The 25,986-nt window shown below is 72.1% G+C and carries 27 protein-coding genes; 11 read left to right on the plus strand and 16 right to left on the minus strand.

Annotated features, from left to right (window positions below; all coding sequences use genetic code 11):
* Positions 1-337 precede the first annotated feature (337 nt).
* Positions 338-2,257 carry a DNA helicase RecQ gene (gene recQ / locus V5P93_RS26370; RefSeq protein ID WP_245931735.1) on the minus strand — a complete coding sequence of 640 codons (1,920 nt, stop codon included), beginning with the start codon at positions 2,255-2,257 and terminating at the stop codon, positions 338-340.
* 191 nt (positions 2,258-2,448) lie between these two features.
* Between recQ and V5P93_RS26375 the strand changes: the two genes are divergently transcribed.
* The gene (locus tag V5P93_RS26375; RefSeq protein ID WP_104483038.1) at positions 2,449-3,417 is read left to right on the plus strand and encodes a pirin family protein; all 969 of its coding nucleotides are present in this window, start codon (positions 2,449-2,451) and stop codon (positions 3,415-3,417) included.
* Positions 3,418-3,481: 64 nt separating this feature from the next.
* Complete coding sequence (locus tag V5P93_RS26380) at positions 3,482-3,976, plus strand: FBP domain-containing protein (RefSeq protein ID WP_104483039.1); 495 nt, start codon at positions 3,482-3,484, stop codon at positions 3,974-3,976.
* A 34-nt stretch (positions 3,977-4,010) separates the two neighbouring features.
* On the opposite strand, the gene V5P93_RS26385 is transcribed toward V5P93_RS26380, so the two are convergent.
* The 4 genes from V5P93_RS26385 to V5P93_RS26400 form a co-directional block, all read right to left on the minus strand.
* Positions 4,011-4,745 carry a GAF and ANTAR domain-containing protein gene (locus V5P93_RS26385; RefSeq protein WP_104483040.1) on the minus strand — a complete coding sequence of 245 codons (735 nt, stop codon included), beginning with the start codon at positions 4,743-4,745 and terminating at the stop codon, positions 4,011-4,013.
* Positions 4,742-5,212: a hypothetical protein gene (locus V5P93_RS26390; RefSeq protein ID WP_146108367.1), complete on the minus strand. Its 471-nt coding sequence runs from the start codon at positions 5,210-5,212 to the stop codon at positions 4,742-4,744. The genes V5P93_RS26385 and V5P93_RS26390 overlap by 4 nt, the downstream gene beginning before the upstream one ends.
* 60 nt (positions 5,213-5,272) lie before the next feature.
* A complete protein-coding gene (locus V5P93_RS26395; protein WP_104483042.1) occupies positions 5,273-6,196 on the minus strand; it encodes a sensor histidine kinase in 924 nt (307 codons plus the stop codon).
* Between the two features lie 217 nt (positions 6,197-6,413).
* The gene (locus V5P93_RS26400; RefSeq protein WP_104483043.1) at positions 6,414-6,770 is read right to left on the minus strand and encodes an STAS domain-containing protein; all 357 of its coding nucleotides are present in this window, start codon (positions 6,768-6,770) and stop codon (positions 6,414-6,416) included.
* Positions 6,771-6,923: 153 nt separating this feature from the next.
* On the opposite strand from V5P93_RS26400, the gene V5P93_RS26405 reads away from it, so the two are divergent.
* The 6 genes from V5P93_RS26405 to V5P93_RS26430 all read left to right on the plus strand — a co-directional run bounded on the left by V5P93_RS26405 (position 6,924) and on the right by V5P93_RS26430 (position 12,880).
* Positions 6,924-7,310 (plus strand): ATP-binding protein, encoded by a 387-nt coding sequence (locus V5P93_RS26405; RefSeq protein ID WP_104483044.1) that lies wholly within the window; start codon positions 6,924-6,926, stop codon positions 7,308-7,310.
* Positions 7,311-7,361: 51 nt separating this feature from the next.
* A complete protein-coding gene (locus V5P93_RS26410; RefSeq protein ID WP_104483069.1) occupies positions 7,362-8,201 on the plus strand; it encodes a metallophosphoesterase in 840 nt (279 codons plus the stop codon).
* A gap of 252 nt (positions 8,202-8,453) precedes the next feature.
* Positions 8,454-8,906, plus strand: coding sequence for a hypothetical protein (locus V5P93_RS26415; protein WP_104483045.1), 453 nt, complete (start codon positions 8,454-8,456; stop codon positions 8,904-8,906).
* Between the two features lie 162 nt (positions 8,907-9,068).
* On the plus strand, positions 9,069-11,570 hold the full coding sequence (locus V5P93_RS26420; protein ID WP_104483070.1) for an RNA helicase: 2,502 nt from the start codon (positions 9,069-9,071) through the stop codon (positions 11,568-11,570).
* A 110-nt stretch (positions 11,571-11,680) separates the two neighbouring features.
* Positions 11,681-12,094: a hypothetical protein gene (locus V5P93_RS26425; protein WP_104483046.1), complete on the plus strand. Its 414-nt coding sequence runs from the start codon at positions 11,681-11,683 to the stop codon at positions 12,092-12,094.
* A 12-nt stretch (positions 12,095-12,106) separates the two neighbouring features.
* Positions 12,107-12,880, plus strand: coding sequence for an ADP-ribose pyrophosphatase (locus V5P93_RS26430; RefSeq protein ID WP_219824184.1), 774 nt, complete (start codon positions 12,107-12,109; stop codon positions 12,878-12,880).
* On the opposite strand, the gene V5P93_RS26435 is transcribed toward V5P93_RS26430, so the two are convergent.
* Positions 12,849-13,403, minus strand: coding sequence for a superoxide dismutase family protein (locus V5P93_RS26435; protein ID WP_104483047.1), 555 nt, complete (start codon positions 13,401-13,403; stop codon positions 12,849-12,851). The genes V5P93_RS26430 and V5P93_RS26435 overlap by 32 nt on opposite strands.
* A 79-nt stretch (positions 13,404-13,482) precedes the next feature.
* Complete coding sequence (locus V5P93_RS26440; RefSeq protein ID WP_104483048.1) at positions 13,483-13,947, minus strand: FxsA family protein; 465 nt, start codon at positions 13,945-13,947, stop codon at positions 13,483-13,485.
* Between the two features lie 479 nt (positions 13,948-14,426).
* Here V5P93_RS26440 and gltB point away from each other — a divergent pair, with 479 nt between their 5' ends.
* Together gltB and V5P93_RS26450 are read left to right on the plus strand one after the other, a co-directional pair.
* Entirely contained in the window at positions 14,427-18,947 is a 4,521-nt protein-coding gene (gene gltB / locus V5P93_RS26445; protein WP_104483049.1) for a glutamate synthase large subunit, read from the plus strand.
* A complete protein-coding gene (locus V5P93_RS26450; RefSeq protein ID WP_104483050.1) occupies positions 18,940-20,391 on the plus strand; it encodes a glutamate synthase subunit beta in 1,452 nt (483 codons plus the stop codon). Before gltB ends, V5P93_RS26450 begins: the two co-directional genes overlap by 8 nt.
* Before the next feature lie 137 nt (positions 20,392-20,528).
* On the opposite strand, the gene V5P93_RS26455 is transcribed toward V5P93_RS26450, so the two are convergent.
* Positions 20,529-21,164, minus strand: coding sequence for a choice-of-anchor P family protein (locus V5P93_RS26455; RefSeq protein WP_146108368.1), 636 nt, complete (start codon positions 21,162-21,164; stop codon positions 20,529-20,531).
* Positions 21,165-21,425: 261 nt separating this feature from the next.
* Here V5P93_RS26455 and V5P93_RS26460 point away from each other — a divergent pair, with 261 nt between their 5' ends.
* Complete coding sequence (locus tag V5P93_RS26460; protein WP_181043907.1) at positions 21,426-21,593, plus strand: hypothetical protein; 168 nt, start codon at positions 21,426-21,428, stop codon at positions 21,591-21,593.
* On the opposite strand, the gene V5P93_RS26465 is transcribed toward V5P93_RS26460, so the two are convergent.
* The 8 genes from V5P93_RS26465 to V5P93_RS26500 all read right to left on the minus strand — a co-directional run bounded on the left by V5P93_RS26465 (position 21,590) and on the right by V5P93_RS26500 (position 25,962).
* Positions 21,590-21,748, minus strand: a complete 159-nt coding sequence (locus tag V5P93_RS26465) for a hypothetical protein (RefSeq protein WP_181043908.1) — start codon at positions 21,746-21,748, stop codon at positions 21,590-21,592. The genes V5P93_RS26460 and V5P93_RS26465 overlap by 4 nt on opposite strands.
* A 156-nt stretch (positions 21,749-21,904) precedes the next feature.
* A complete protein-coding gene (locus V5P93_RS26470; RefSeq protein ID WP_104483052.1) occupies positions 21,905-22,477 on the minus strand; it encodes a hypothetical protein in 573 nt (190 codons plus the stop codon).
* Between the two features lie 145 nt (positions 22,478-22,622).
* Positions 22,623-23,147 (minus strand): hypothetical protein, encoded by a 525-nt coding sequence (locus V5P93_RS26475; protein ID WP_104483053.1) that lies wholly within the window; start codon positions 23,145-23,147, stop codon positions 22,623-22,625.
* Positions 23,148-23,169: 22 nt separating this feature from the next.
* Complete coding sequence (locus V5P93_RS26480; protein WP_104483054.1) at positions 23,170-23,694, minus strand: hypothetical protein; 525 nt, start codon at positions 23,692-23,694, stop codon at positions 23,170-23,172.
* Between the two features lie 19 nt (positions 23,695-23,713).
* Complete coding sequence (locus V5P93_RS26485) at positions 23,714-24,241, minus strand: hypothetical protein (RefSeq protein ID WP_104483055.1); 528 nt, start codon at positions 24,239-24,241, stop codon at positions 23,714-23,716.
* Between the two features lie 18 nt (positions 24,242-24,259).
* Positions 24,260-24,784, minus strand: a complete 525-nt coding sequence (locus V5P93_RS26490) for a hypothetical protein (protein WP_104483056.1) — start codon at positions 24,782-24,784, stop codon at positions 24,260-24,262.
* 18 nt (positions 24,785-24,802) lie between these two features.
* Positions 24,803-25,333, minus strand: a complete 531-nt coding sequence (locus tag V5P93_RS26495; protein ID WP_104483057.1) for a hypothetical protein — start codon at positions 25,331-25,333, stop codon at positions 24,803-24,805.
* 104 nt (positions 25,334-25,437) lie between these two features.
* A complete protein-coding gene (locus V5P93_RS26500; RefSeq protein WP_146108369.1) occupies positions 25,438-25,962 on the minus strand; it encodes a hypothetical protein in 525 nt (174 codons plus the stop codon).
* Between the last annotated feature and the right edge of the window lie 24 nt (positions 25,963-25,986).

A 25,986-nucleotide genomic window follows, 5' to 3' on the forward strand; every position in this document is an offset into this window, starting at 1 on the left:
ACGGATTTCGCACCTGATCCTCGAGGGATTCTACCGATTACGGTGCGTAGTTCCGCCCACCCCGTATCGCGTGAGGCAAAGCCTGAACGAGTGGCAGAAAGGGGGCACCGCCCGCCGACTGTTGGTGGGTTGGGCGTCGCGGGAGGCGGTGCGGTCGCGTCCCGGATTCACGTTCGACTCGCCAAGGTCGCCATCACCGTGCGCGACCAGCGGAAACTTTCCCGGTACGGAACACGGGGGGAACCCGTTCGGGACACGCCCGGCGACGCGGCCCAAGATTGTTTTCCCGTGGTCTCCGGGATTTCACGCGGTGCGCCCCGGAGACCACGGGTCCGGACTAGTAGTCCTCGGGCGGGGGCTCGTCGTCGTAGTCCGGGGGCGGCTCGTCGAGCGGGAAGCCGTCGTCGACGGCGGTCCGGGACGCCGGCGCGGACGCCGCGGGCGGGGGTGTCGACGGCGGTTGGTCGAGGGCGGCGAGGGTCTCGATGATCTGCTGGCCGTAGCGGGCCAGCTTGCTCTCGCCGACGCCGCTGATGGTCGAGAGGCCGGACAGGGTCGTCGGCATCACCGTCGCGATCTGGCGCAGGGTCGCGTCGTGGAAGATGACGTACGCCGGGACGCCCTGTTCGCGCGCGGTGTTCCCGCGCCAGGCGCGCAGCGCCTCGAACACCGGGGTCGCGGCGGCGGGCATCGCGGCCGCCTCCGCCTTGCGCGTCTTGGCGACCGCCGCGGCGCGGGCCGGGCGCTCCGGTTCGCGGCGGAAGTGGACCTGCCGCTCGCGGCCGAGGACCGCCGCGCTGTCCGGGGTCAGCGCGAGGGTGCCGTACTCGCCCTCGACGGCCAGCAGGTTCTGCGCCAGCAGCTGGCGGACCACGCCGCGCCACGCCGAGTCGTTGAGCTCGGTGCCGATGCCGAACACAGTCAGCTGGTCGTGCCGGTGCTGGGTGACCTTGTCGGTGCGCTTGCCGAGCAGGATGTCGATGACCTGCCCGGCGCCGAAGCGCTGGTTGCGCTCGCGGTCCAGGCGCAGCACGGTGGACAGCAGCTTCTGCGCGGCGACCGTGCCGTCCCAGGACTCCGGCGGGTTCAGGCAGGTGTCGCAGTTGCGGCACGGCTCGCCGGACTGGCCGAAGTAGTTGAGCAGCTGCACGCGGCGGCACTGGACCGTCTCGCACAGCGCCAGCATCGCGTTGAGGTGCTGGTTCTGCTTGCGGCGGTGCGCCTCGTCGCCTTCGGAGCCGTCGATGAGCTTGCGCTGCTGCACGACGTCCTGCAGCCCGTAGGCCAGCCACGCCGTGGACGGCTGCCCGTCGCGGCCGGCGCGACCGGTCTCCTGGTAGTAGCCCTCCACCGACTTCGGCAGGTCGAGGTGCGCGACGAAGCGCACGTCCGGTTTGTCGATCCCCATCCCGAACGCGATGGTGGCGACCACCACCAACCCGTCCTCGCGCAGGAACCGGGACTGGTTGGTCGCGCGCGCCCGGGAGTCCATGCCCGCGTGGTACGGCACCGCCGGGATCCCGTTGTCGCACAGGAACTGCGCGGTCTTCTCCACCGACGACCGCGACAGGCAGTAGACGATCCCGGCCTCGCCCGCGTGCTCGGCGCGGATCAGCTCCAGCAGCTGCTTCTGCGGGCTGGCCTTGGGCACGATCCGGTACTGGATGTTGGGCCGGTCGAAGCTGGCGACGAAGTGCCGCGCCTCCCCCAGGTTGAGCCGCTGCGCGATCTCGGTGTGGGTGGCCGCGGTGGCGGTGGCGGTCAGCGCGATGCGCGGCACGTCCGGCCAGCGCTCGTGCAGCTCCGACAGGGCCAGGTAGTCCGGGCGGAAGTCGTGGCCCCACTGGGACACGCAGTGCGCCTCGTCGATGGCGAACAGCGCGATCTTGCCGCGGTCGAGCAGCGCGGTGGTCGACTCCACGCGCAGCCGTTCCGGGGCCAGGTACAGCAGGTCCAGCTCGCCGTCGACGAACGCCTTCTCGACCGCGCGGCGCTGCTGGTAGTCCTGGGTGGAGTTGAGGAAACCGGCGCGCACGCCGAGGTCGCGCAGCGCGTCGACCTGGTCCTGCATCAACGCGATCAGCGGCGACACCACCACGCCGACACCGGGGCGGACCAGCGCCGGGATCTGGTAGCAGAGCGACTTGCCGCCACCGGTCGGCATCAGCACCAGCGCGTCGCCACCGGCGGCCACGTGGGTGATGATGTCCTGCTGCTCGCCGCGGAACGCGGAGTAGCCGAAGACGCGCCGCAGCACCTCGGTGGACTCGTCGAGCGCTGCCGCGTGGTCGAGCGGGGTGGGTTCGGAAGGGGGCTGGGGAGGTTCGGACGTGACGCCTGACACGCCCGAGATCCTACGGCCCCGACCGACGTTCCCGGGGACGCGGTGCGCGAGCCTGTGGACAACTACCCTGGCCGCATGACGCGAACCGCCGCCGGACGTGAGGAATGAGCAACACCGAGGCCGATCCCAGCGAGGTGGAGTGCCGCGCCGCCGCGGACACCGCGCGGGTGGAGGTGCTGACCGCGCGCGAGGTCCCGTTGGGCGGTCCGCGTGCCATGCGCGTGCGGCGGACCCTTCCGCAGCGCGATAGGTCGCTGATCGGCGCGTGGTGCTTCGCGGACCACTACGGCCCCGATGTCGTCGCCACCGCCGGGGGTATGGATGTCGCCCCGCACCCGCACACCGGCCTGCAAACGGTGAGCTGGTTGTTCTCCGGCGAGATCGAGCACCGCGACAGCCTGGGTTCGCACGCGATGGTGCGTCCGGGTGAGCTGAACCTGATGACCGGCGGCGCGGGAATCTGCCATTCCGAAGTATCCACACGTACTACGAAGGTTCTGCACGGTGTTCAGCTGTGGGTGGCGCTACCGGACGCGCACCGCCACACCGCGCGCGCGTTCGAGCACTACGTCCCCGACGAGTTCGCGCTGGATGGCGCCACCGCCAAGGTGTTCCTGGGAACCCTCGCCGGTAAGACTTCCCCGGTAAGCACTTTCATGCCGTTGTTAGGCGCGGAACTCGTCTTGGCCCCGGGAACCGAACTGCTCCTCGAAGTCGATCCGTCGTTCGAGCACGGTGTCCTGCTCGACACCGGCCGCCTCCGCCTGTCCGACGTCGAACTCGCCCCGGCCGAACTGGGCTACCTCGCGTCCGGCGCCCCCTGCCTGCGCCTGGCCAACCCCGGTGGCACCCCGGCCCGCGCCCTGCTCCTCGGCGGCACGCCGTTCGAGGAGCCGATCCTGATGTGGTGGAACTTCGTCGCCCGCACCCACGACGAGATCGTCGCCTACCGGGAGGCGTGGCAGGCGCGGTCCGAGCGGTTCGGCGAGGTCACCGGGTACACCGGTGAGCCCGCGCGGCTCCCGGCGCCACCGCTGCCACCGGTCACGATCAAACCCCGCCGCAATCCCTGACGCGATGGTCGGGTTCGGCGTTAACCGGTTGCGACGGCGGGAAAGAGCCATCCACACTGGGACGGTGCAGACCCTGACCGAGCCGGAGATCCGGACAAGTTTCGTCAACTGCTCCCAGGGCGAGGCCAAGCGCCTGGCGCTGCCCCGGGGGTTGACGGACCTGCCCTGGGCCGACCTCGACTTCCTCGGCTGGGTCGAGGCGGGCGCGCCCGACCGCGCGTACCTGGTGACCTCGCACGACGACCGGCTCGTCGGGCTGAGCCTGCGCAAGCCCCCGCCCGGCCCGAAAAGCCTGACGCGGACGTCGATCTGCGCGCTCTGCCTCACCGCGCACACCGCATCCGGCGTCTCCCTGTTCACCGCGCGCAAGACCGGCGCGGCGGGCCGCCAGGGCAACTCGCGCGGCACCTACATCTGCGCCGACCTCGCCTGTTCGCTCTACCTGCGGGGCAAGCGCAAGACCGAGGCCACCCAGGCCGCCGAGTCGCTGACCCTGGACGAGCGGATCCTGCGGCTGCGGATCAACCTGGACGGCTTCCTGGCGGGCGTCTTCGCCTGACGAGTCCACAAGCGACTGTCCGGGGCGAACGGGGCTACACGCGGTCCGGGGTGCCCGCGAAGCCCGGCGACGCCAGGTACTCGGTGAAACCGCCGCGTTCCTGGGCGTCGACCAGGTCCGCGGCCACCTCGCGGAGCTTGCGGTTGGTGTGCTGCGACGCCCGCCGCAGCTCGTCGAAGGCCGCGTCGGCGCCGTAGTCGAAGTGGCGCATCAGCAGGCCCTGGGCCCGACCGATGGCGGCGCGGGTGGCCAGCGCGGAGCGCAGCTGGTCGACCAGCTTCCCGCTGTCGTGGTACAGGTTCACGTTGTCGAACACCACACCCGCGTGCAACGCCAGCAGGATGACGAGGTCGTACGAGGACTCGTCGAACGTACCCGGTTCCTCGGCGTACAGGGTGAACACCGCCCCCGACCCGCCCCGGCCGGGGATCGGCAGCGACAGGCAGCTGCGGAACCCGAGGAGCGCGGCGCACGCGGAGAACGCGGGCCAGCGCCGGTCGGTGCGCACGTCGTCGAGGCGCCGGGGCTCGTGGTACTCCAGCGCCTCGGTGATGGGACCCGCGACCAGCAGGTCGACGTCGCGCGGGTCGTCGCCGACGGCCTCCACCTCGCCACGGGGACCGCGGATGGCCAGCGACGCGTGGACGCAGCCGGGCACGGTCGCCACGGCCCGCCCGGTGAACCGCTCGAACGCCGACGCGACGTCGTCGTCCTCGACCAGCCGCGTCACCTCCGCCAGTTCGCGAGCCAGGGAGAGGACATCGGTCATCCGAGCCAGCCGGGGGTCGGCACGTCGTGCTGCTCGCACCACTCGATGGAGCCGACCGTCCACAGCAGCGCCAGGACCAGCACGTCGACCGGGTCGAACCGCGGGTCGTCGCGCACCGCCAGGTCGAGCTGGTACTCGGCGTCCGCGCGCTGCCCGTTGAGCCGCGCCAGCAGCGCCCGCACCAGCGCGCGCACCGGCGGGTCGAGCGCGTCGACCTCGACCGGGTCGCCCTCGTCGTCGCGCAGGTCGAGCACGAACGCCTTGTCGGGTCCGGTGCTCTCCGCGCGGCACAGCATCATGTCGGCGGTCGCCACGACCAGCTCGCGCAGCACCGCGCCCAGCTTGTCGCGGTGGCGCTCGCCCGCGAGCACGTCCAGCGCGCCGGACGGCCCGCGCGGGTCGAGCTCGCCGCCGCGGGTCACGTCCACGAGCTTGCGGGCTACACCCCGGGGATGCTCCGTCGTCATCTGCACTGCCCTCCCAGGTCGGCTGTCCTCGACAGGGGAACTACCCGGTCCGCGCGGAGATCAAGCACCCGACGGGAGTGCGAAGTGCGCGCGCACGACCGTGCCGTGCTCGTCGGCGTGCAGGGTCACCAGGTCGGCGAGGGTGTGCACGAGCAGCAGGCCGCGGCCGTGCGCCTGGTCGACCGGGGCGGGCCGCAGCCCGGCCAGCGGGTCGGCGAGCGTGCCGCCGTCGCGGACCTGGCAGACCAGTTCGCCGTCGCGCGACCAGACGCGCAGCTCGGCGCGGCCCCCGCCGTGCTCGATGCTGTTGGTGACCAGTTCGGTGACGACCAGCGCGGTGTCGCCGACGCGCTGCTCGTCGAGGCCGTGCGCGCGGGCCGCGGCCGACACCATGGCGCGGGCGTCGCCGAGTTCGCCGACCCCGACGGAGATCTCGCGGGCCCCGTCCGCAGCCGCGGGGTCGTCGGGCATCCGGTTGTAGGTCTCCAGCGCGACGTCCGGCGCGTACTCCGGGTTGGTCTCGGCGGCGCCGCGGCGCAGCAGCGCCGGGTGGGTGCCGACGGCGTCGGCGAGCGCGGACGCGGGCAGCAGCTCGGCGTCGTAGGGGCACAGCAGGCGCAACGGGCGGTCGGCGATGACGTCGTTGGCCAGCGCTTCGTGCCGCACGCACGCCGGGTACTGCGCCGAGGGGCGACCGGGCCACACGACCTCGGTGACCACGCGTCCACCGCGGGCCAGCAGCGGGTGCAGCACGGCGGAGACGATGCGGCCGGGGTTGCGGCCCACCTCGGCCATGTCCAGCCAGCGCACCCGGTCGGCCAAGCCCTCCGCGCCGCACTCGTCGCGCACCAGGTCGAGGTTGCCCCGGGGCGCCGCGACGGTCACCGCCTCACCGGCGGCCACGCCGTCGCGCACGAACGGCAGCACGGCGGCGAGGTACTCGACGGCTCCCCGGTACAGCAACGCGGTGTGGTCTGCGGTCATCGCACCCGCGGCCGATCACGCCACGCCGGGGTGCGCGACGCCGGGCCCGTCATGCCGTTCACCGTCGGGCCTCCCCTGCTCGCCTCACCGCGGAATGGTCATCAATCTACGCGTGCCCGCCCCGACCGGCCGAACGCCCGAGGAACCCCGCTCGCCCGGTGGCTTTCCCGGGTGGGGTCGTGGTCAACCCCGGCCTTTCCCAGGGGGTCGGGCGGGGTCAGCTCGCGGCGAGGGCGTCGTCGAGGGTGGGGTGGACGCTCAGCACGTTGTCGAGGGAGCTGACCTGGATGGCGCGCAGGACCGCGCCCCCGGCGGTGAGCACGCGCAGCGCCCGGCCCGCCTCGCGGCAGCGGGTGTGGAACTCGACCAGCAGGGCCAGTCCGGCGGAGGCCAGGAACCCGACCTCGGTGAGGTCGACCAGCACCGGGTCGGCCGCGCGGCCCCGGGTGACGGCGTCCGCCAGGTGGCCGCGCAGGATGGGCGCGGTCCCCATGTCGACCTCGCCGCGGACGCGGAGCAGCACCGCGTCGGGTCGGTCGGCGAACTCGACGGACAGCAGGTCGGAGGTACTCATGGCAGCCCTTCGCGCAGGGGTCACTCACGTGTGGCGGCTGGCTGCTCAACCGCCTCGACGACCAGCCTAGTAGGTTCGGTCGCGGTCGATCGACCCGTCCCACACCCCCGGTGTGTCGACCAGGGGGGCGCACCAGACCCCGAGGAGCGAGCCGTGCCCGACACCCCCCGGCCCGACGTGGACCTGCGGTTGCGCGCCGACCTGGCGAACCTGCCGATCGTGCGCGGCGTGGCCGCGACGGTGGCGATGGGCGCGGACTTCACCGTCGACGCGATCGCGGACCTGCGGCTGGCGGTGGACGAGGTGTGCTCGCAGCTGATCGTGCTCGCGGCCCCCGGCGCGGACCTGGAGTGCCGGTTCACCAGGGAGAAGGCGGGTGTCACGTTCATCGCGAGCACGCGCTCCAACGACGGCCGCACCCCCAACACCGACACCTTCGGCTGGCACGTGCTGCGCACCCTGGCCGAGGAGGTGGACACCGGTCTCGGCGACGGCGTGCGCCCGCCGGTGCACATCACCATCCACAAGCGCCGCGACTGAGCACCCCCAGGAGACGTGGATCTCCGCACGCCGGCGGGCGGAGGTGGGAGGATCGGGTCCGTGGGCACACTCCTGGGGATCAGCGACCTGCACATCACCTACGCGGAGAACCGCGAGATCACCGACGGCCTGCGGCCCGGGTCGGCCGACGACTGGCTGCTGGTCGCGGGGGACGTCGCCGAGCAGGTCGCGGACGTGGAGTGGGCCCTGGGGCGGCTGGCCGAGCGGTTCGCGAAGGTCGTGTGGACGCCCGGCAACCACGAGCTGTGGACCGTCCCCGCCGACGCGGTGCAGGCCAAGGGCGTGGAGCGCTACGAGGCGCTGGTGCGGGTGTGCCGCGACCTGGGCGTGCTGACCCCGGAGGACCCGTACGCGGTGTGGGAGGGCGAGGGCCGCCCGGTGCGGGTCGCGCCGCTGTTCCTCGGCTACGACTACACGTTCCGCCCTGAGGGCGCGCACACCAAGGCCAAGTCGCTGGAGATCGCGCACGCCAGCGGGGTCGTGTGCACCGACGAGTACTACCTGCACCCCGACCCGTACCCGACCCGCGACGACTGGTGCCGGGCGCGGGTGGCCGAGACCGAGCAGCGGCTGGTCGCCGACGCCGACCCGGCCGTGCCGTACGTGCTGGTGAACCACTACCCGCTCGTGCGCGAACCCACGCGGATCCTGCGGTACCCGGAGTTCGCGCAGTGGTGCGGCACCGAGCTGACCGCCGACTGGCACACCCGGTTCCCCACCGCGGTGATGGTCTACGGCCACCTGCACATCCCGCGCGTAACCCACCACGACGGCGTCAAGTTCCAGGAGGTCTCCCTGGGCTACCCGCGCGAATGGCGCAGGCACGGGCACCCGCACGGCCTGCTGCGCGAAGTCCTCGCCGACGCCTGAGCCGTTACCGGTTGCCGGTCCAGTTCACTCAGCGCCGCGTGTCCGCCCGCCACTGTCCACACGGGCCACGGCGTTCACCGCCGAACAGCGCCCGCGGCCGCGGCTGTGTGGCCGCTATCACCCCTGGGTTATGCCCGGTTGGGATGAGCTTCCCCGCTTTCGGTCGCTCATATTGGTGAACGAAGGCCGTCGCCCGGGCATCCAGGCCGTGAAGGGGCACTCCGGACGCGACGGCGGAAGAGGTGGCTCGCCATGACAGCGGCGGAACTGTCCGAAGCACACACACCGGACCTCGCGGTGTCCGACTACCGGACCCGGCTCGGTTGGCCGGTCGACGGGGACGCGCTCAACGCCTACCTGGACCTCGGCGGCGACCGGGTCACGGGGCTGCGCATGCGCGCGGGCCTCGGCGCGGAGGTGCAGTGGTGGCTGCGCCTGCGGATGCTCGCCGGCCCGGTGCTGGCCGTCCCGGGCAAACGGACCGAGTGGACCTTCCTGTGCCAGCCCGCGTCGGAGGAGCACTCCCGCAGGCCGCTGCCGCCCGGCGTGGAGCCGGTGCGCGCGCGGGTCCTGATCCCGACGGCCGACACCGACCGCTCGGTGGTCTCGTGGGCGACCGCTCCCGATCTCGAGCACCCGGCCCTCCCCCAGTTCTGCTCGGTGGTCGGCGCCGTGCGCAGCGTGCTCTACGGCCACCGGTTCTGAGTCGATTCCTCCCCACCCCCTCATCCCCACCCGGCACCGTTCCCGACTTGGCCCGTCGCCGCGGGTTGACGCCGCCGATCATGGGGGCCACGCGCGAGACCGCGCGAGAGGTTCACCCCGCGCACTCACCACCCAGGGGTGGGCCGGCACGATCGACACACCATGACGCTGACCGCACGCCTGCCCGCCGCCCCCGAGCCGGACGCCCTGTTCGACGCCTTCGCCACCTGGTCCGCCGACCAGGGCCTGTCGCTGTACCCGGCGCAGGAGGAGGCGTTGATGGAGATCGTCTCCGGCGCGAACGTCATCCTGAACACGCCGACCGGCTCCGGCAAGAGCCTGGTCGCGGCCGGGGCGCACTTCACCGCGCTGGCCCAGGGCGTGCGCAGCTTCTACACCGCGCCGATCAAGGCGCTGGTGTCGGAGAAGTTCTTCGCGCTGTGCGAGCTGTTCGGCGCGGAGAACGTCGGCATGACGACCGGCGACTCCAGCGTCAACGGCGGCGCGCCGATCATCTGCTGCACCGCGGAGATCCTGGCCAACATCGCCCTGCGCGACGGCGCCGAGGCCGACGTCGGCCAGGTCGTGATGGACGAGTTCCACTTCTACGCCGAGCCCGACCGCGGCTGGGCGTGGCAGATCCCGCTGATCGAGCTGCCGAAGGCGCAGTTCGTGCTGATGTCGGCGACGCTGGGCGACGTCACCCGGTTCAAGGACGACCTGACCCGGCGCACCGGCCGGGAGACCGCGGTCGTCACCTCGGCCGAGCGGCCGGTGCCGCTGATGTACTCCTTCGGCATGACCCCGCTGACCGAGGCGCTGGAGGAGCTGCTCACCACCAACCAGGCCCCGGTCTACGTCGTGCACTTCACCCAGGCCGCGGCGCTGGAGCGGGCGCAGGCGCTGATGAGCATCAACGTGTGCACGCGCGAGGAGAAGGACCGCATCGCCGCGCTGATCGGCGACTTCCGGTTCTCCTCCGGCTTCGGCAAGACGCTGTCGCGGCTGGTCCGCCACGGCATCGGCGTGCACCACGCGGGCATGCTGCCCAAGTACCGCAGGCTGGTGGAGAAGCTGGCCCAGGCGGGCCTGATGAAGATCGTCTGCGGCACCGACACCCTGGGCGTGGGCATCAACGTGCCGATCCGCACGGTCGTGTTCACCGCGCTGTCGAAGTACGACGGGGTGCGGACCCGGATCCTCAAGGCCCGCGAGTTCCACCAGATCGCGGGCCGCGCCGGGCGCGCGGGCTACGACACCCTGGGCACGGTGCTGGTGCAGGCGCCCGAGCACGTCATCGAGAACGAGAAGTCGCTGGCGAAGCTGGGCGACGACCCGAAGAAGCGGCGCAAGTTCGTGCGCAAGAAGCCGCCGGAGGGCATGGTCTCCTGGGGGCAGCCGACCTTCGACCGGCTGGTGTCGGCCGAGCCGGAGCCGCTGACGTCGAGCTTCAAGGTCAGCCACTCGATGCTGCTCAACGTGATCGGCCGCCCCGGCGACGCGTTCGCCGCGATGCGGCACCTGCTGGAGGACAACCACGAGGAGCGGTCCGCGCAGCGCAAGCACATCCGGCGGGCCATCGCGATCTACCGGGCGCTGCTGACCGCGGGCGTCGTCGAGCAGCTCGACGAGCCCGACGAGCAGGGCCGCCGGGTCCGGCTGACCATGGACCTGCAGTTCGACTTCGCGCTCAACCAGCCGCTGTCGCCGTTCGCGCTGGCCGCCATCGACCTGCTCGACCGCGAGGCGCCGGGCTACGCGCTGGACGCGCTGTCCGTCGTGGAGTCCACTTTGGACGACCCGAGGCAGGTGCTCTCCGCGCAGGCGCACAAGGCCCGCGGCGAGGCGGTGGCCGCGATGAAGGCCGAGGGCATCGAGTACGACCAGCGGATGGAGCTGCTGGAGGCGGTCACCTGGCCCAAGCCGCTGGCCGAGCTGCTCGGCGCGGCGTTCGAGACCTACCGGCGCGGGCACCCGTGGGTCGGCGACCACCAGCTGTCGCCGAAGTCGGTGGTGCGCGACATGTTCGAGCGCGCCATGACCTTCACCGAGTACGTGTCGTTCTACGGACTGGCCCGCTCCGAGGGCCTGGTGCTGCGGTACCTGGCCGACGCCTACCGCGCGGTCCGCCAGACCGTGCCGGACGAGGCGAAGACCGAGGAGCTGACCGACCTCATCGAGTGGCTCGGCGAACTCGTCCGCCAGGTCGACTCCAGCCTGCTCGACGAGTGGGAGAAGCTGACCAACCCGGAGACCGGCGAGACCGAGGACCCGGTCGACAAGCTGCCGCCGGGGGTCACCACCAACCCGCGCGCGTTCCGGGTGCTGGTGCGCAACGCGCTGTTCCAGCGCGTGCAGCTCGCCGCCCGCCGCGACTACGCCGGGCTGGGCGAGCTGGACGGCGACGCGGGCTGGGACGCCGACGCCTGGGCCGACGCGCTGGAGCCGTACTTCGAGCTGCACGCCCGGATCGGTGTCGGCGCGGACGCGCGGGGCCCGGCGCTGCTGACGATCACCCAGGAACCCGAGCGCTGGCTGGTCCGCCAGGTCTTCGACGACCCGGCGGGCGACCGCGACTGGGGTTTCACCGCCGAGGTCGACCTCGGCGCCTCCGACGACGCGGGCACCGCCGTCGTGCACGTCACCGAGGTGGGCGAGGTCTGACCCGCCCGCCCCGGGTGGTGATTCCGCACGGTTGCGGATACCCCCCACCGGTGCCTGATCCGTGGCAACCTGGAAGGTCCCCGGCATGGCCCCGCGTGGAGGGGAGCGTCGTGATCGACTTCCGGGACCACCCGCACATCCGGGCGCTGCTGGCGATCGGCATGCCCGCGCGCGACTACGCCATCGCCGGGAGCTGGCCGCTGTACGCGCGGGGCTGGATCGACGCGCCGGGTGATCTCGATGTGGTCGCCAGGGGCGTGGCCTGGCGCGTCGCGGCGGCGGCCGGGACCCCGCGACCGGCACCATACGACGGCGTGCGGCACGTGTGGTTCGCCGCGCGGACCGTGGAGGTGCTCGACGGGTGGTTCCCCAGCGTGTGGCCGGACGTGGGCCAAGTGGTGGACACCGCCGACCGGTTGCGCGGCCTGCCCTTCGCGAACCTCGACGTGGTGCTGCGGACCAAGGAGCTGCTGGGCAGGCCCAAGGACCACGCGCACATCTCGATAATCCTGGCCAACCGATGACGGGTCGAACACATGGCGGAGCACGGGGAAGACGACGGGACGCGGCCGGGCAGGCTGCTGCCGGTGGCCGGTGCGCGGGTGCTGCTGGCGCGCGGCGCCGACGGGACGTGGGACCTGCTGCCCGGCAGCGCCGAGGTCGGGCCGACCCGGCCGTACGGGGTGGTGCGCAGCGGTCCGGAGCCGGTCACGGTCGTCGGCGCGGACCCGACCGGGGTCGACGGCGCCGAGTGGGTGCCGGTGGCCGAGGTCGACGACCTGCCGCCGGGCGGCCCGCTGGGCGCGGTGTGGCCCCGGCTGCGCGAGTGCCTGCGGGAGCCGGTGCTGGTGGTGGACTGCGCCAACGTGATGGGTTCGCGACCGGACGGCTGGTGGCGCGACCGCGCGGGGGCGGCGGCCCGGCTGCGCGACCGGCTGGCGCGCGCCGACGGCTTCCCCGGCCTGCCCCCGTTCGACCCGGCCCACCCGCGGGTGGTGCTGGTGGTCGAGGGCAAGGCCCGGCACGTCGAGCCGGTGCCGGGGGTGGAGGTGGTCTCGGCGCCCGGCAGCGGCGACGACACGATCGTGGACGTGGCCGCGGCCAACCCGGGGTGCACGGTGGTGACGGCCGACCGCGAGCTGCGCGGCCGCTGCGCCGCGGTGGGCGCGCGCCTCACCGGGCCCGGGTGGCTGCTGGAGCGCCTGGACGACGAGCCCGGGAACGAGTCCGCCCGCCCGTGGCAGGCGGGCGGGCGGAGCGGGTCGAGGACGAACCGGGTCAGGACTTCCCGGAGGAGAACTTCGAGTTGAAGCACGCGAGCCGGGCACCCGCGGTCCCGGCCTCACCGGGGCCGGTGTGGGTGTGGCTGTCGTGGATGATCACCGCGTTGGCCGGGCGGTCGCCGAAGCGCCACAGCACGTTGGAGACGGCGAAGGCCTCGCCCTTCTCGTCGGTGGCGAAGTCCAGCCAGATCTCGTTGCGCGGGTTGGCGTAGTTCGGGTCGACCGACGGCTGCACCGGGTCGGCCTGGTCCTGGAAGTGCGGACCGGCGTCGGCGGGCGAGGGCCCGCAGGGCTTGACGTGCACGTGGGCGCCGTAGTGGCGGTAGGGCAGCAGCCCGTACACCCACAGCACCACGGTGGTCTTGCGGCCGGACGGGATGGTCATGACCGACGCGCGGGAGCCGACCGGCACCTTGGCGGGGTCGTAGGTGACCGCTTTGGCTCCGGGTCGGTAGGGTTCGAAGACGCCGTGCCCACCACCGGCGGAGGCCGGGGTCACGGCGGCGGCCGTCATCAGCAGAGCGGCGGCCACGCTCAGAAGGGTACGCATGGCCCTTGATCCTGACCGTTGCCGGCCGCCCGGTTTGCCCGACTGGCAAGACCGTCACACCAAGAGGTGAACCATTGGTCTAAACCTGCCCCTCAACGTCACCCTGGATCACCACCGGTCGCGACGGCCGACCTGAGGTGTCCGAGCCGTCCGAGGTGTTCACGACCACGGAGTCGACCACGATCACCGGCCGCGACGCCTCGGCCCGGCGGATGAGCCGCTCGCGCAGCAGCGCCCGGGTGGGCGGGAGCAGCAGCAGGAGGGCCAGCACGTCGCTGATGAAGCCGGGCAGCACGACCAGGATCCCGGCCGCGGCGATCAGGATGCCGTCGACCAGTTCCTTCTCGGGCGCGCGGCGGGCGAACACGGCCTGCTGGAGCGCGCTCAGCGCCCGCAGGCCCTCGCGGCGCAGCAGCGCCCCGCCCAGCACGGTGGCCAGGACCAGCAGCCCGATGGTGGGCAGCACGCCGATGGCGCTGCCGACCGCGACGATCACGGTGATCTCGGCGGCCACCGCCAGCAGGAGGACCAGCAGGACGGGCACGGTCGCGCTCCTTCGAGTACCTCGGTTGTCACCCTATCCAACGTCCAAGGGACCCGATTCGATCCCGTGACCCAAAACCCCTGTTCAAACCCGGGTAGGCTGAGTCAAGTGGACACCGGGCCCGGGTAATCTTCACCACGGGGCACTCTTGGCCTATCCCGGATACGCCGAGTTCACACTATTGTCATGAGAACCCCCGGATGACCCCGGGAAAACACCCGCGCGGGTGACGCGTTCCGCACCGGAACCACCCTCCCGCGCATTGGCCGCACGACGGGGTGCGCTGCCACTTCCGCACGACGAGGTGCGCTCAACCGCCCGAGCCCGGGCGTGAACACGTTTTCTCCGCCGCACCGTAAGAACGCGCGGCACCGGGCCGAGTGGCTGGTGAGGCGCGTCCCCGCGTCGATGCCCCCAGCCGCTCTCCTCACCCTGCCCGAGTGCGCGTGGTTCCAGAGCACATGGGAGGGCCGCTAGCCATGACGACCCGCCAAGACCTCCTGCAGGGTGGTCTCTACGACGAGCAGTACGAGCACGACGCCTGCGGGGTCGCCTTCGTCGCCGACCTGGCCGGTCGGCGCGACCACGGCATCGTCGCCAAAGCCCTCGTCGCCCTGCGCAACCTGGAGCACCGCGGCGCGCGCGGCGCCGAGCCGGACACCGGCGACGGCGCGGGCATCCTGATCCAGGTGCCGGACGAGTTCTTCCGCGCCGTCACCGACTTCGCCCTGCCCGCGCCCGGCGCCTACGCCGTGGGCACCGCGTTCCTCCCGGTTGACGAGACCGAGCGCGCCCACGCCGTCTCGACCGTCGAGGCCATCGCCGCCGAAGAGGGCGCCGTCGTGCTGGGGTGGCGCGAGCTGCCGGTGCGCCGCGAGCACGCGGGCGCCACCGCCGCCTCGACGATGCCGCACTTCGCGCAGCTGTTCCTGGCCGCCGCCGACGGCGTGTCCGGCCTCCCGCTGGAGCGCCTGGCGTTCTGCGTGCGCAAGCGCGCCGAGCACGACGCGGCCGGGCTGTACTTCGCCTCGCTGTCGTCGCGCACGATCGTCTACAAGGGAATGCTGACCGAGCCCCAGGTCGAGTCCTTCTTCCCCGACCTGTCCGACGAGCGGGTGACCAGCTCGATCGGCCTGGTGCACTCCCGGTTCTCCACCAACACCTTCCCGTCGTGGCCGCTGGCGCACCCGTACCGGTACGTCGCGCACAACGGCGAGATCAACACGCTGCGCGGCAACCGGAACTGGATGGACGCCCGCGAGTCGATGCTGGGCACCGACCTGATCCCCGGTGACCTCAAGCGGGTCTTCCCGGTCATCACCCGCGGCGCCAGCGACTCGGCGAGCTTCGACGAGGTGCTGGAGCTGCTGCACCTCGGTGGCCGCAGCCTGCCGCACGCGGTGCTGATGATGATCCCCGAGGCGTGGGAGAACCACACCGAGATGGACCCGGCCCGCCGGGCGTTCTACGAGTTCCACTCGACGCTGATGGAGCCGTGGGACGGGCCCGCGCTGGTGTCGTTCACCGACGGCACCCAGATCGGCGCCGTGCTCGACCGCAACGGCCTGCGCCCGGCCCGCTACTGGGTGACCGAGGACGGGCTGGTCGTGCTGGCCAGCGAGGTCGGCGTGCTCGACATCGACCCGACCACCATCGTGCGCAAGGGCCGCCTGGAGCCGGGCCGGATGTTCCTGGTGGACACCGCGCAGGGCCGGATCATCGACGACGAGGAGATCAAGGGGCAGCTGGCCGCCGAGCACCCGTACGGCGAGTGGGTGGCCGCGGGGCTGCTGCCGCTGGCCGCGCTGCCCGCGCGGGAGCGGGAGGTGCCCACGCACGCCTCGCTCGTGCGCCGCCAGCAGGCGTTCGGCTACACCGAGGAGGAGCTGGCGCTGCTGCTGCGGCCGATGGCCGCCACGGGCGCCGAGCCGATCGGCTCGATGGGCAACGACGCGCCGCTGGCGCCGCTGTCGAGCCGGGGCCGCCCGCTGTTCGACTACTTCTCCCAGCTGTTCGCCCAGGTGACCAACCCGCCGCTGGACGCGATCCGCGAGGAGCTGGTGACCTCGCTGGGCACCCAGCTGGGCGCGGAGCCGAACCTGCTGGTCGGCGACGCGAGTTCGTGCCGCCGGATCACGCTGCCGTTCCCGGTGCTGGACAACGACGAGCTGGCCCGGATCGCGCACGCGAACGACGACGGCGACCTGCCGGAGTTCGCGTCGGTGACGATCCACGGCCGCTATGACGTGCGCGGCGGCGGTGACGCGCTGCGCGAGCAGCTCGACGAGGTCCGCGCCGAGGTGTCGGCCGCGATCCGCGACGGCGCCCGGGTCGTCGTGCTGTCGGACCGGGGCGTGGACGAGCACCTGGCGCCCATCCCGTCGCTGCTGCTCGTCGGCGCGGTGCACCAGCACCTGGTGCGGGAGAAGACCCGCAGCCAGGTCAGCCTCATCGCCGAGTCCGGCGACGCGCGCGAGGTGCACCACGTGGCGCTGCTGATCGGCTACGGCGCGTCCGCGGTCAACCCGTACCTGGCGATGGCCACGGTCGAGGACATGGCCGAGCGCGGTCTCGTCCCCGGTGTGGACCCGCACACCGCCGCCCGCAACCTGATCAGGGCGCTGGGCAAGGGCGTGCGCAAGACCATGTCCAAGATGGGTGTGTCCACTGTGGCCTCCTACCACGGTGCGCAGATCTTCGAGGCGCTCGGCCTCGGTACCGAGGTGGTCGACGCCTGCTTCACCGGCACCACCTCGCGGCTGGGCGGCATCGGCTTCGACGTGCTGGCCGAGGAGGTGCGGCAGCGGCACGTGGTGGCGTTCCCCGCAGACGGCGTGCACGCCGACCACCGCGAGCTGGCCGTGGGCGGCGACTACCAGTGGCGGCGCGAGGGCGAGCCGCACCTGTTCAACCCGCAGACGGTGTTCAAGCTCCAGCACTCCACCCGGGCCGGGAAGTACGAGGTCTTCAAGGACTACACCCGGCTCGTCGACGACCAGTCGGTGGCGCTCAAGACGCTGCGCGGCCTGTTCGCGTTCAAGGAGGGCCTGCGCCCGCCGGTGCCGGTCGAGGAGGTCGAGCCGGTCTCCGAGATCGTCAAGCGGTTCGGCACGGGCGCCATCTCCTACGGGTCGATCTCCCAGGAGGCGCACGAGACCCTGGCCATCGCCATGAACATGATCGGCGGCCGGTCCAACACCGGTGAGGGCGGCGAGGACCCGGAGCGGCTCTACGACCCGTCGCGCCGCTCGGCGATCAAGCAGGTGGCCTCGGGTCGCTTCGGCGTGACCAGCGAGTACCTGGTCAACGCCGACGACATCCAGATCAAGATGGCCCAGGGCGCCAAGCCCGGCGAGGGCGGCCAGCTGCCGGGTACGAAGGTGTACCCGTGGATCGCCCGGACCCGGCACTCCACGCCCGGGGTCGGCCTGATCTCACCGCCGCCGCACCACGACATCTACTCCATCGAGGACCTCGCGCAGCTCATCCACGACCTCAAGAACGCCAACCCGGCGGCCCGCATCCACGTGAAGCTGGTGTCCGAGGTCGGTGTCGGCACGGTCGCGGCGGGCGTGTCCAAGGCGCACGCGGACGTCGTGCTGATCTCGGGCCACGACGGCGGCACCGGCGCGTCGCCGCTGTCGTCGATCAAGCACGCGGGCGGCCCGTGGGAGCTGGGCCTGGCCGAGACGCAGCAGACGCTGCTGGCCAACCGGCTGCGCGACCGGATCGTGGTGCAGACCGACGGCCAGCTCAAGACCGGCCGCGACGTCATCGTGGCCGCGCTGCTGGGCGCCGAGGAGTTCGGTTTCGCGACCGCGCCGCTGGTGGTGTCGGGCTGCGTGATGATGCGCGTGTGCCACCTGGACACCTGCCCGGTGGGCGTGGCCACGCAGAACCCGGTGCTGCGGGCGAAGTTCAGCGGCAAGGCCGAGTACGTGGTGAACTTCTTCGAGTTCATCGCCCAGGAGGTCCGCGAGTACCTGGCGGCGCTGGGTTTCCGGTCGCTCAAGGAGGCCGTCGGGCACGCCGAGGTGCTCGACACCCGCGCGGCGGTCGACCACTGGAAGGCCGCCGGGCTGGACCTGTCGCCGATCTTCTTCGTGCCGGAGCTGGAGCCGCGGGCGACCCGGCACCAGTCGGTCACCCAGGACCACGGCCTGGAGCGGGCGCTGGACAACACGCTCATCCAGCTGGCCGAGGGCGCGCTCAACTCCGGTGACAAGGTCACGCTGGAACTGCCCGTGCGCAACGTCAACCGGACCGTGGGCACCATGCTCGGCTCCGAGGTCACCAAGCGGTGGGGCGGTGAGGGCCTGCCCGACGACACCATCGACGTGACCTTCACCGGCACCGCGGGCCAGTCGTTCGGCGCGTTCCTGCCGCGCGGGATCACCCTGCGGCTGGTCGGCGACGGCAACGACTACGTGGCCAAGGGCCTGTCCGGCGGGCGGATCACCGTGCGCCCGCACCCGGACGCGCAGTTCGCCGCCGAGCAGCACGTCGTCGCGGGCAACGTCATCGCCTACGGCGCCACCTCCGGCGAGGTGTTCCTGCGCGGCAAGGTCGGCGAGCGGTTCTGCGTGCGCAACTCCGGCGCGCTGGCCGTCGTCGAGGGCGTCGGCGACCACGGCTGCGAGTACATGACCGGTGGCCGCGTCGTGGTGCTCGGCCCGACCGGGCGCAACTTCGCGGCGGGCATGTCCGGCGGCATCGCCTACGTGCTGGACCTGAACCCGGCGCGGGTCAACCCCGAGATGGTCGACCTGGACCAGCTCACCGCCGAGGACAACGACTTCCTGCGCGGGGTCGTGGCCAAGCACGTCGCCGAGACCGGCTCCGCGGTCGGTTCGGCGCTGCTGGCCGACTGGGACAACGAGGTCTCCCGCTTCACCAAGGTCATGCCCACCGACTACAAGCGGGTGCTCGCCGCGCGGGCCGCCGCCGAGGCCGAGGGCCGCGACATCGACCAGGCGATCATGGAGGCCGCACATGGCTGACCCCAAGGGCTTTCTGACCACCAAGCGCGAGAACGCCCAGCACCGCCCGGTCTTCCTGCGGCTGAAGGACTGGCGCGAGGTCTACGACGAGTTCGGCAACGAGCGCGTGCAGAAGCAGGCAGGCCGCTGCATGGACTGCGGGATTCCCTTCTGCCACCAGGGTTGCCCGCTGGGCAACCTGGTGCCGGAGTGGAACACGCTGGTGTGGCGCGACGACTGGCGGCGGGCGGCCGAGCGGCTGCACGCGACCAACAACTTCCCCGAGTTCACCGGCACGCTGTGCCCCGCGCCGTGCGAGTCCGCGTGCGTGCTGGGCATCAACGACGACCCGGTGTCGATCAAGCGGGTGGAGATCTCGATCGTCGACCGGGCCTGGGACGAGGGCTGGATCGCCCCGCAGGTCCCGACGACCAAGACCGGCAAGAAGGTCGCCGTCGTCGGTTCCGGCCCCGCCGGGCTGGCCGCGGCGCAGCAGCTGACCCGCGCGGGCCACGACGTGGTCGTGTTCGAGCGGGCCGACGCCATCGGCGGGCTGCTGCGCTACGGCATCCCCGAGTTCAAGATGGAGAAGTCGCGCCTGGACCGGCGGCTCGACCAGATGCGCGCGGAGGGCACCGAGTTCCGCACCCGGGTCAACGTCGGCGAGGACATCACCGCCGCCCAGCTGCGCGAGGAGTTCGACGCGGTCGTGCTCGCGGGCGGCGCCACGGCGTGGCGCGACCTGCCCATCCCCGGTCGTGACCTCAAGGGCGTGTACCAGGCGATGGAGTACCTGCCGCCCGCGAACAAGGTGGCGGCCGGTCAGCTGGACCGCTCCCCCATCCACGCCGAGGGCAAGCACGTCGTCGTCATCGGCGGCGGCGACACCGGCGCGGACTGCGTCGGCACCGCGCACCGGCAGGGCGCGGCGTCGGTGACCCAGCTGGAGATCATGCCGAAGCCGCCGGAGAGCCGCGCCGAGGCGCACCCGTGGCCGACCTACCCGCTGCTCTACCGCGTCACCTCCGCGCACGAGGAGGGCGGCGAGCGGGTCTACTCGGTGTCCACGACGGAGTTCGTCGGCGACGGCGACGGGAACCTGCGCGCGCTCCGGCTGGCCGAGGTCGCCGTGGTGGACGGCCGGTTCACCACGGTCGAGGGCAGCGAGCGGGAGATCCCGGCGGACATCGTCACCCTGGCCATGGGCTTCGTCGGCCCCGAGAAGGGCGCGCTGCTGTCCGACCTGGGCGTCGACCTCGACGAACGCGGCAACGTCGCGCGCGGCCGGGACTTCCAGACCTCGGTCGAGGGCGTGTTCACCGCGGGCGACATGGGCCGCGGCCAGTCGCTGATCGTGTGGGCCATCGCCGAGGGCCGCTCCGCGGCGGCCGGGGTGGACGCCTACCTGACCCAGCGGACCTTCCTGCCCCGCCCCATCGAGCCGACCGACCGCCCCCTGGTCTGAGGCGCTGTAACACCGGGCTGGTGCCCCCACGGACAACGGCCCCGCGAGCAATGGCGCTCGCGGGGCCGTTCTCATCCGGCGGCGCGGACCGGATCACCCAGGCTTGTGATCCGGGGGCGAACCGCTGCCGGTCCCGGTCAGGTCAGTGACGTGGCCGCGGTGCCGACGTAGATGTCCGGGCCGATGGTGGTCTCGATCCAGAGGGCGTGCACGGTGATGCTGCTGCCGTTGTCGTCGACGTAGTTGACGTGGACCGTGCCCAGCCCGCCGAGGGAGACGTCCTGGGACACGTTCGGGTCCGGGATCGCGTTGCCGAGGATGGTCAGACCCTCGATCTGGGCGCCACCCGAGGAGTCGCGGACGCCGTCCGAGACCTCCTCGGTCGTCACCGTCGACTCGATGGAGTCGACGCTGATCACCGTCCCGACCAGCGGGAGGCTGAGCAGGTCGACGTCGGTCAGCGAGACCTCGGCGTGGGCGGTGTCCAGCGCGCCCACCCGGGTGCCCTCGGCGAGGCTGCTCGCGGAGCCCACCGAACCCACGACGGGCAGCGAGGGCGTGGTGACGCTCGTGCTGTCGGAGCCCGGGGTGGCGCCCACGTAGTCCGAGCCCGCGACGGTCACGCCGAGCAGGCCGGTGGTCTGCACGGCGTTGGCGTGGGCGTTGAAGGTGTAGGTCACCGCGGCGGCGGGCTGCGCCACGCTCACCGCGGCCCCGGCGGCCAACGCGACCGCTGCGGGGATGGTCATCCAGCGTCGGGAGATGCTGCGCATGACGGATCTCCTCCGTTGTCCGAACTGGCCCGTGGAACACGGACCACGGGGGATATCGCCGCAGGTCAGCAGGTGTTGCTTGAGTACGTCCACAGCTAGCCGATCAGCCGAGCGTGTTCACTCGACTACTGTCCGATGTCAACAGAACGCGCTGGTAACCGGCAAATTTCTCTCGACCATCACACCATCGTGTTACTCCATCCAGGAGCGCTCTCAACCGGACGCTGGTGAGCGGGACTCATCACCGTGCACAATGGCGCCATGGCAGAGTCGTTCACGGACGAAGAGTTCGCCTTTCTGCGGCATGTTCGCTTCGGCGACCTCCCCGCGCGTGTGCGTCCCGAGGACATGGTCACGCTCAAGGAGACCGAGCCCGCCCCGGACTACGCGGACCTGGCCTACGACGCCCGCGAGCGCGCCGAGGGCTAGTCCGCCCGGTGCGGGTGCTGGGCCTCGAACCGGGTGGTCGCGCACGCGGACATGCTCACCCTGGAGAGACCGGTCAGGTTCTGCGCGCAGAGGGTGTAGACCGTCTCCACCGCCGCGGTGATCGGGATGGTGTGCGTGCACTGCTGCTGGCTCACGCCGGTCGTCCCGGAGAAGTAGAGGGTGTCGGTGCCGCCCGCCGCGGCCCCGGACGGCGGGCGGCGTGGTCGACACCGTGCCGCCTGGCATTCGGTGGTGGGCCTGGGCAGTCCACTCAGGACAGGGAAACCACCGCACCGGGCGAAAGCGCCCGCTCAACCCGCTGCCCGGTGCGGGTGCTGGGCCTCGAAGCTGATGAACGCGCACGATCCGATGGTCACCCCGTCGACGTTGACCAGGTCCTGCGGGCAGACCGAGTAGGCCGTCTCCACCGCCGAGGTGATCGGGACGGTGAAGGTGCACGACACCTGGCCACCGCTGGTCTCGCCGTAGAAGTAGAGCGTGTCCGCCGTCGCGCCGGAGCGCGGGTCCCCACCCGGGATACCGCCGCCGCCCGGGACGCCGCCCGGGTCGGTCTCCGGCGGCACGTCGTCCACCGTCCCCGACAGGCAGTCGGTGCTCGGCGGCAGCGGCCGGCTGAGGCCGTTGGGCACGGTGTACTCCCAGTAGAAGGGCAGGGCGTCGGGCGGGTTGGTGTTGTGCACGGTGAACACCACGGCCCGGGTCGTGCCCACCGCGGCGGCCCGGTCGCTGTACCCGAGCTCCAGGGTCAGCCCAGCACCCGCCGACGCCTCCGGGGCGTTCGCGACGGCCAGCGCGGTGGCCGCGCTCGCGGCGACCGCTGCGGCGGCGACGCGGAGCGGGCGGCGGGTCGGGAACGCGCGCATGGGACCTCCCTCGGCTGCGGCGCCGCACTGCGGGGCGCCTCTGGGCGGAGGGTGTCCACGGGGTCGGGCGTCCATCCCGGGCGGGCCGGGATTTCACCGCACCAGGGGAAAAGCGGCGCCCCCGGTTTAACGATCACCGGGGGCGCTACCGGGGTGTGGCGGCCCGGTGCGGGTGGCGGTCTTCGTAGCGGATGAAGCCGCAGGCGGTGAACGTGAGCGCGGTCAGACCGGTGATGTCCGGTCCGCAGGTGGAGTAGAAGCCCTCCACCGACGAGGTGATCGGCACGGTCAGCGTGCACGACGCCTCACCGATGACCGTGTTGCCCTCCACGTAGATCGTCTCGGTGGGCAGCGCGGTCCGCCCGCTCTCGATCGGCTCGTCGTCGGCCGTCATCGACAGGCAGGTCCAGCTGAGCGGCACCTGGTTGAGCGCGAGGCTGAGCCCGGATGGGAGGCTCCACGACCAGTCGTAGAACCTGGTGTTCTGCGGGTTCGTGTTGGTGATCGTGAAGACGATCGATCGGCGGGTGTTCACCGCCGAGGCGCTGACGCTGTAGGCGGCGGACATCGTCGGGTTCACCGCGGCCACCGCGGGTTCGGCCGTGGTGACGGCACCGGCGACGAGCACCGCGCTCAGCACGGCGGCGCGGAGGGCGGGGGTGGTGCGCATGGGACTCCCTGCTGTCGGTGACCTACACCGCCTCGGCGACCCGGTGCGGGTGGCGGACCTCGAACCAGATGTGCGTGCAGGAGAACGACGTCGTGATACCGCTGCGCCCCTGGATGTCCGCGGTGCAGGACGCGTAGTGCGCCTCGGTCGCGGAAGTGACCGGCACGGTGATCGTGCACGTCGGCTCACCGATCACGGTGTTGCCCTCGACGTAGACGGTCGCCGTGGGCAGGGGCCCGCGCTGCGCCGGTACGGCGCTCCGGCCCTCGATGGGCTGGTCGTCCACGATCCCCGACATGCACGTCTTGGTGAACGCCCCGGCGAACGCGAGCCCGACGGGCAAGGGGTGGTTGACGGCGTAGTTCTGCACCATGCCGCCGTTGTAGATGGTGAACACCAGGTTCCGCGACGCGTTGACCGCCGACTTCGTGACGGAGTAGGCGGCCGTGAGCGTCGTGGTGGGCAACGCGGTGGCGGGCTGGGCGGCGGTCACGGAGGCGGCGCACACGACCGCGGCGGCCAGTGCGCGGGCGGGCTTGGCGCGCATGGGGTTCCTTTCGGCGGGGTCACTCGGCGGCGAAGTGCGGGTGGCGGTCCTCGAACCAGATGTGCGTGCAGGTGAACGACGTCGTGATGCCGCTGAGCCCTTGGAGACCGGCGGCGCAGGTCGCGTAGTGCGCCTCGGTCGCGGAGGTGACCGGCACGGTGATCGTGCACCCCGGTTCTCCGATGACCGTGTTGCCCGCGACGTACACGGTCGCGGTGGGCAGCGGCCCGCGCTGCGCCGGTACCGCGTTCCGGGTGACGATCGGCTCGTCGTCCACCGCGATCGAGGCGCAGGTCTCGGTGAGCGGCCCGGCGAAGGTGAGCCCCGCGGGGAGCGGGTAGTTGAAGGAGATGCCCTGGACCCCGCTGTTGTTGTAGATGGAGAACACCAGGTTCCGCGCCACGTTGACCGCCGACTTCGTGATCGGGTAGACGGCGGTGACGGCGACGCCGGGGGTCGGGCCCGCGGTGGCGGGCTGGGCGACGGTCACCGAAGCGGCGCACACGACCGCGGCGGTGGCCAGTGCGCGGGCGGGCTTGGCGCGCATGGGGTTCCTTTCAGCGGGTCACTCGGCGGCGAAGTGCGGGTGGCGGTCCTCGAACCAGATGTGCGTGCAGGTGAACGAGGTGCTGATGCCGGAGAGCCCCTGGAGACCGGCGGCACAGGTCGCGTAGTGCGCCTCGGTCGCGGAGGTGACCGGGACGGTGACCGTGCACGAGAACTCACCGATGATGGTGTTGCCCGCGACGTACACGGTCGCCGTGGGCAGGGGCCCGCGTGGTGCAGGCACCGCGTTCCGGGTCTGGATCGGCTCGTCGTCCACCGCGATCGCGGCGCACGACTCGGTGAGCGGCCCGGCGAACGCGAGCCCGGCGGGCAGCGGGTAGTTGAAGGAGAGGCCCTGGACCATGCCCCCGGGGTTGTAGATGGTGAACAGCAGGTTCCGCGTCGTGTTGACCGCCGATTTCGTGACCGGGTAGACGGCCACGAGCGCCGTGCCGGGGAGCGCGGTGGCGGGCTGGGCGACGGTCACCGAAGCGGCGCACACGGCCGCGGCGGCGGCCAGTGCGCGGGCGGGCTTGGCGCGCATGGGGTTCCTTTCAGCGGGTCACTCGGCGGCGAAGTGCGGGTGTTGTGCCTCGAACCGGATCGTCTGGCAGAGGAAGTTCGCGGTGAGGTTGGTCAGGCCCTGCACGTTGGCGGAGCAGGTGCTGTACGTCCCTTCCGCGACGGCCGTGACGGGGACGCTGACCACGCAGATCGCCTCGCCGACGTAGCTGCTGCCCTCCACGTAGACGGTCGGGACGTCCACGCCGGAGCGGGGCGGGATGAACAGCGGGGGTTCGTCGGCCGCGTTGGCGGACATGCAGTTCTCGCTGAAGGTGAAGACCCCCGCGAAATCGAGCCCCGTCGGCAGCGGCAGGTTGAACTTCCAGCTCGCCGCGACGTTGTACGGGTTGGTGATGACGAAGACCAGGTTGCGCGCCTTGCCGACCGCCGAGGCCGTGACCTCGTAGGTGACCGCCAGGTTCGGGACGGCGCTGGCGGCGGCGGGCACGACGACGGCGGACGAGAGCGAGGCGACCGCGGCGGCCAGCACGGTGGCGCGGCGCAGGCGGCGGACGGCGGTGGTGCGCATGGGAACCCCTCCCCTGGTGGGCATCGAGCACTCGGGACAAGCCGGTCCCCCGGCGTCGACCGTCCATCCAGGACAGGCGGGCGGACTCGCCGCGACAGGGGAGATCAACGGGCGACGGCGCCGCGGTGCGGGTGCGGTGCCTCGAACCGGATCGTGGCGCACGACCCCGGCCCGGAGAGCCCGCTCAGACCGGTGATGGCCCCCGGGCACGACTGGTAGATCGCCTCCGTCGCCGAGGTCACGGAGAAGGTGAACGTGCAGACGAACTCCGTCGGCATCGGGTTCCCGCTGAGGTACCAGGTGTCGGGGGACGCGGCGCCGCGCGCCGAGCGGACGGGCGGGCCGATGGTGCCGTTCACGCAGTTGTCGGTGGGCGCGCCGTTGCGGGTGATCCCGGTGGGCAGGGTGAAGCTGAACGACCAGGGCAGGATGATCCCGTCGGTCGTGACGGTGATCGTGAGGACGCGGTTCGCGTTCACCGCGGACGCCACCGCGCTGAAGCCGACGCCCACGGAGCGCGCTAGGGGCGACGCGACCGCACCCGGCGCGCCCACGGTCGAGGCGGCGGCCGCGGCCACTAGGGCGACCGCCGCGCGACGGGCCTGACGACGGAAACGGGTCTCACTCATGGGTGAACCTTCCCTGGGACGGAG

Source organism: Actinokineospora auranticolor (genome assembly GCF_041897805.1).
Classification (GTDB): Bacteria; Actinomycetota; Actinomycetes; order Mycobacteriales; family Pseudonocardiaceae; genus Actinokineospora; species Actinokineospora auranticolor.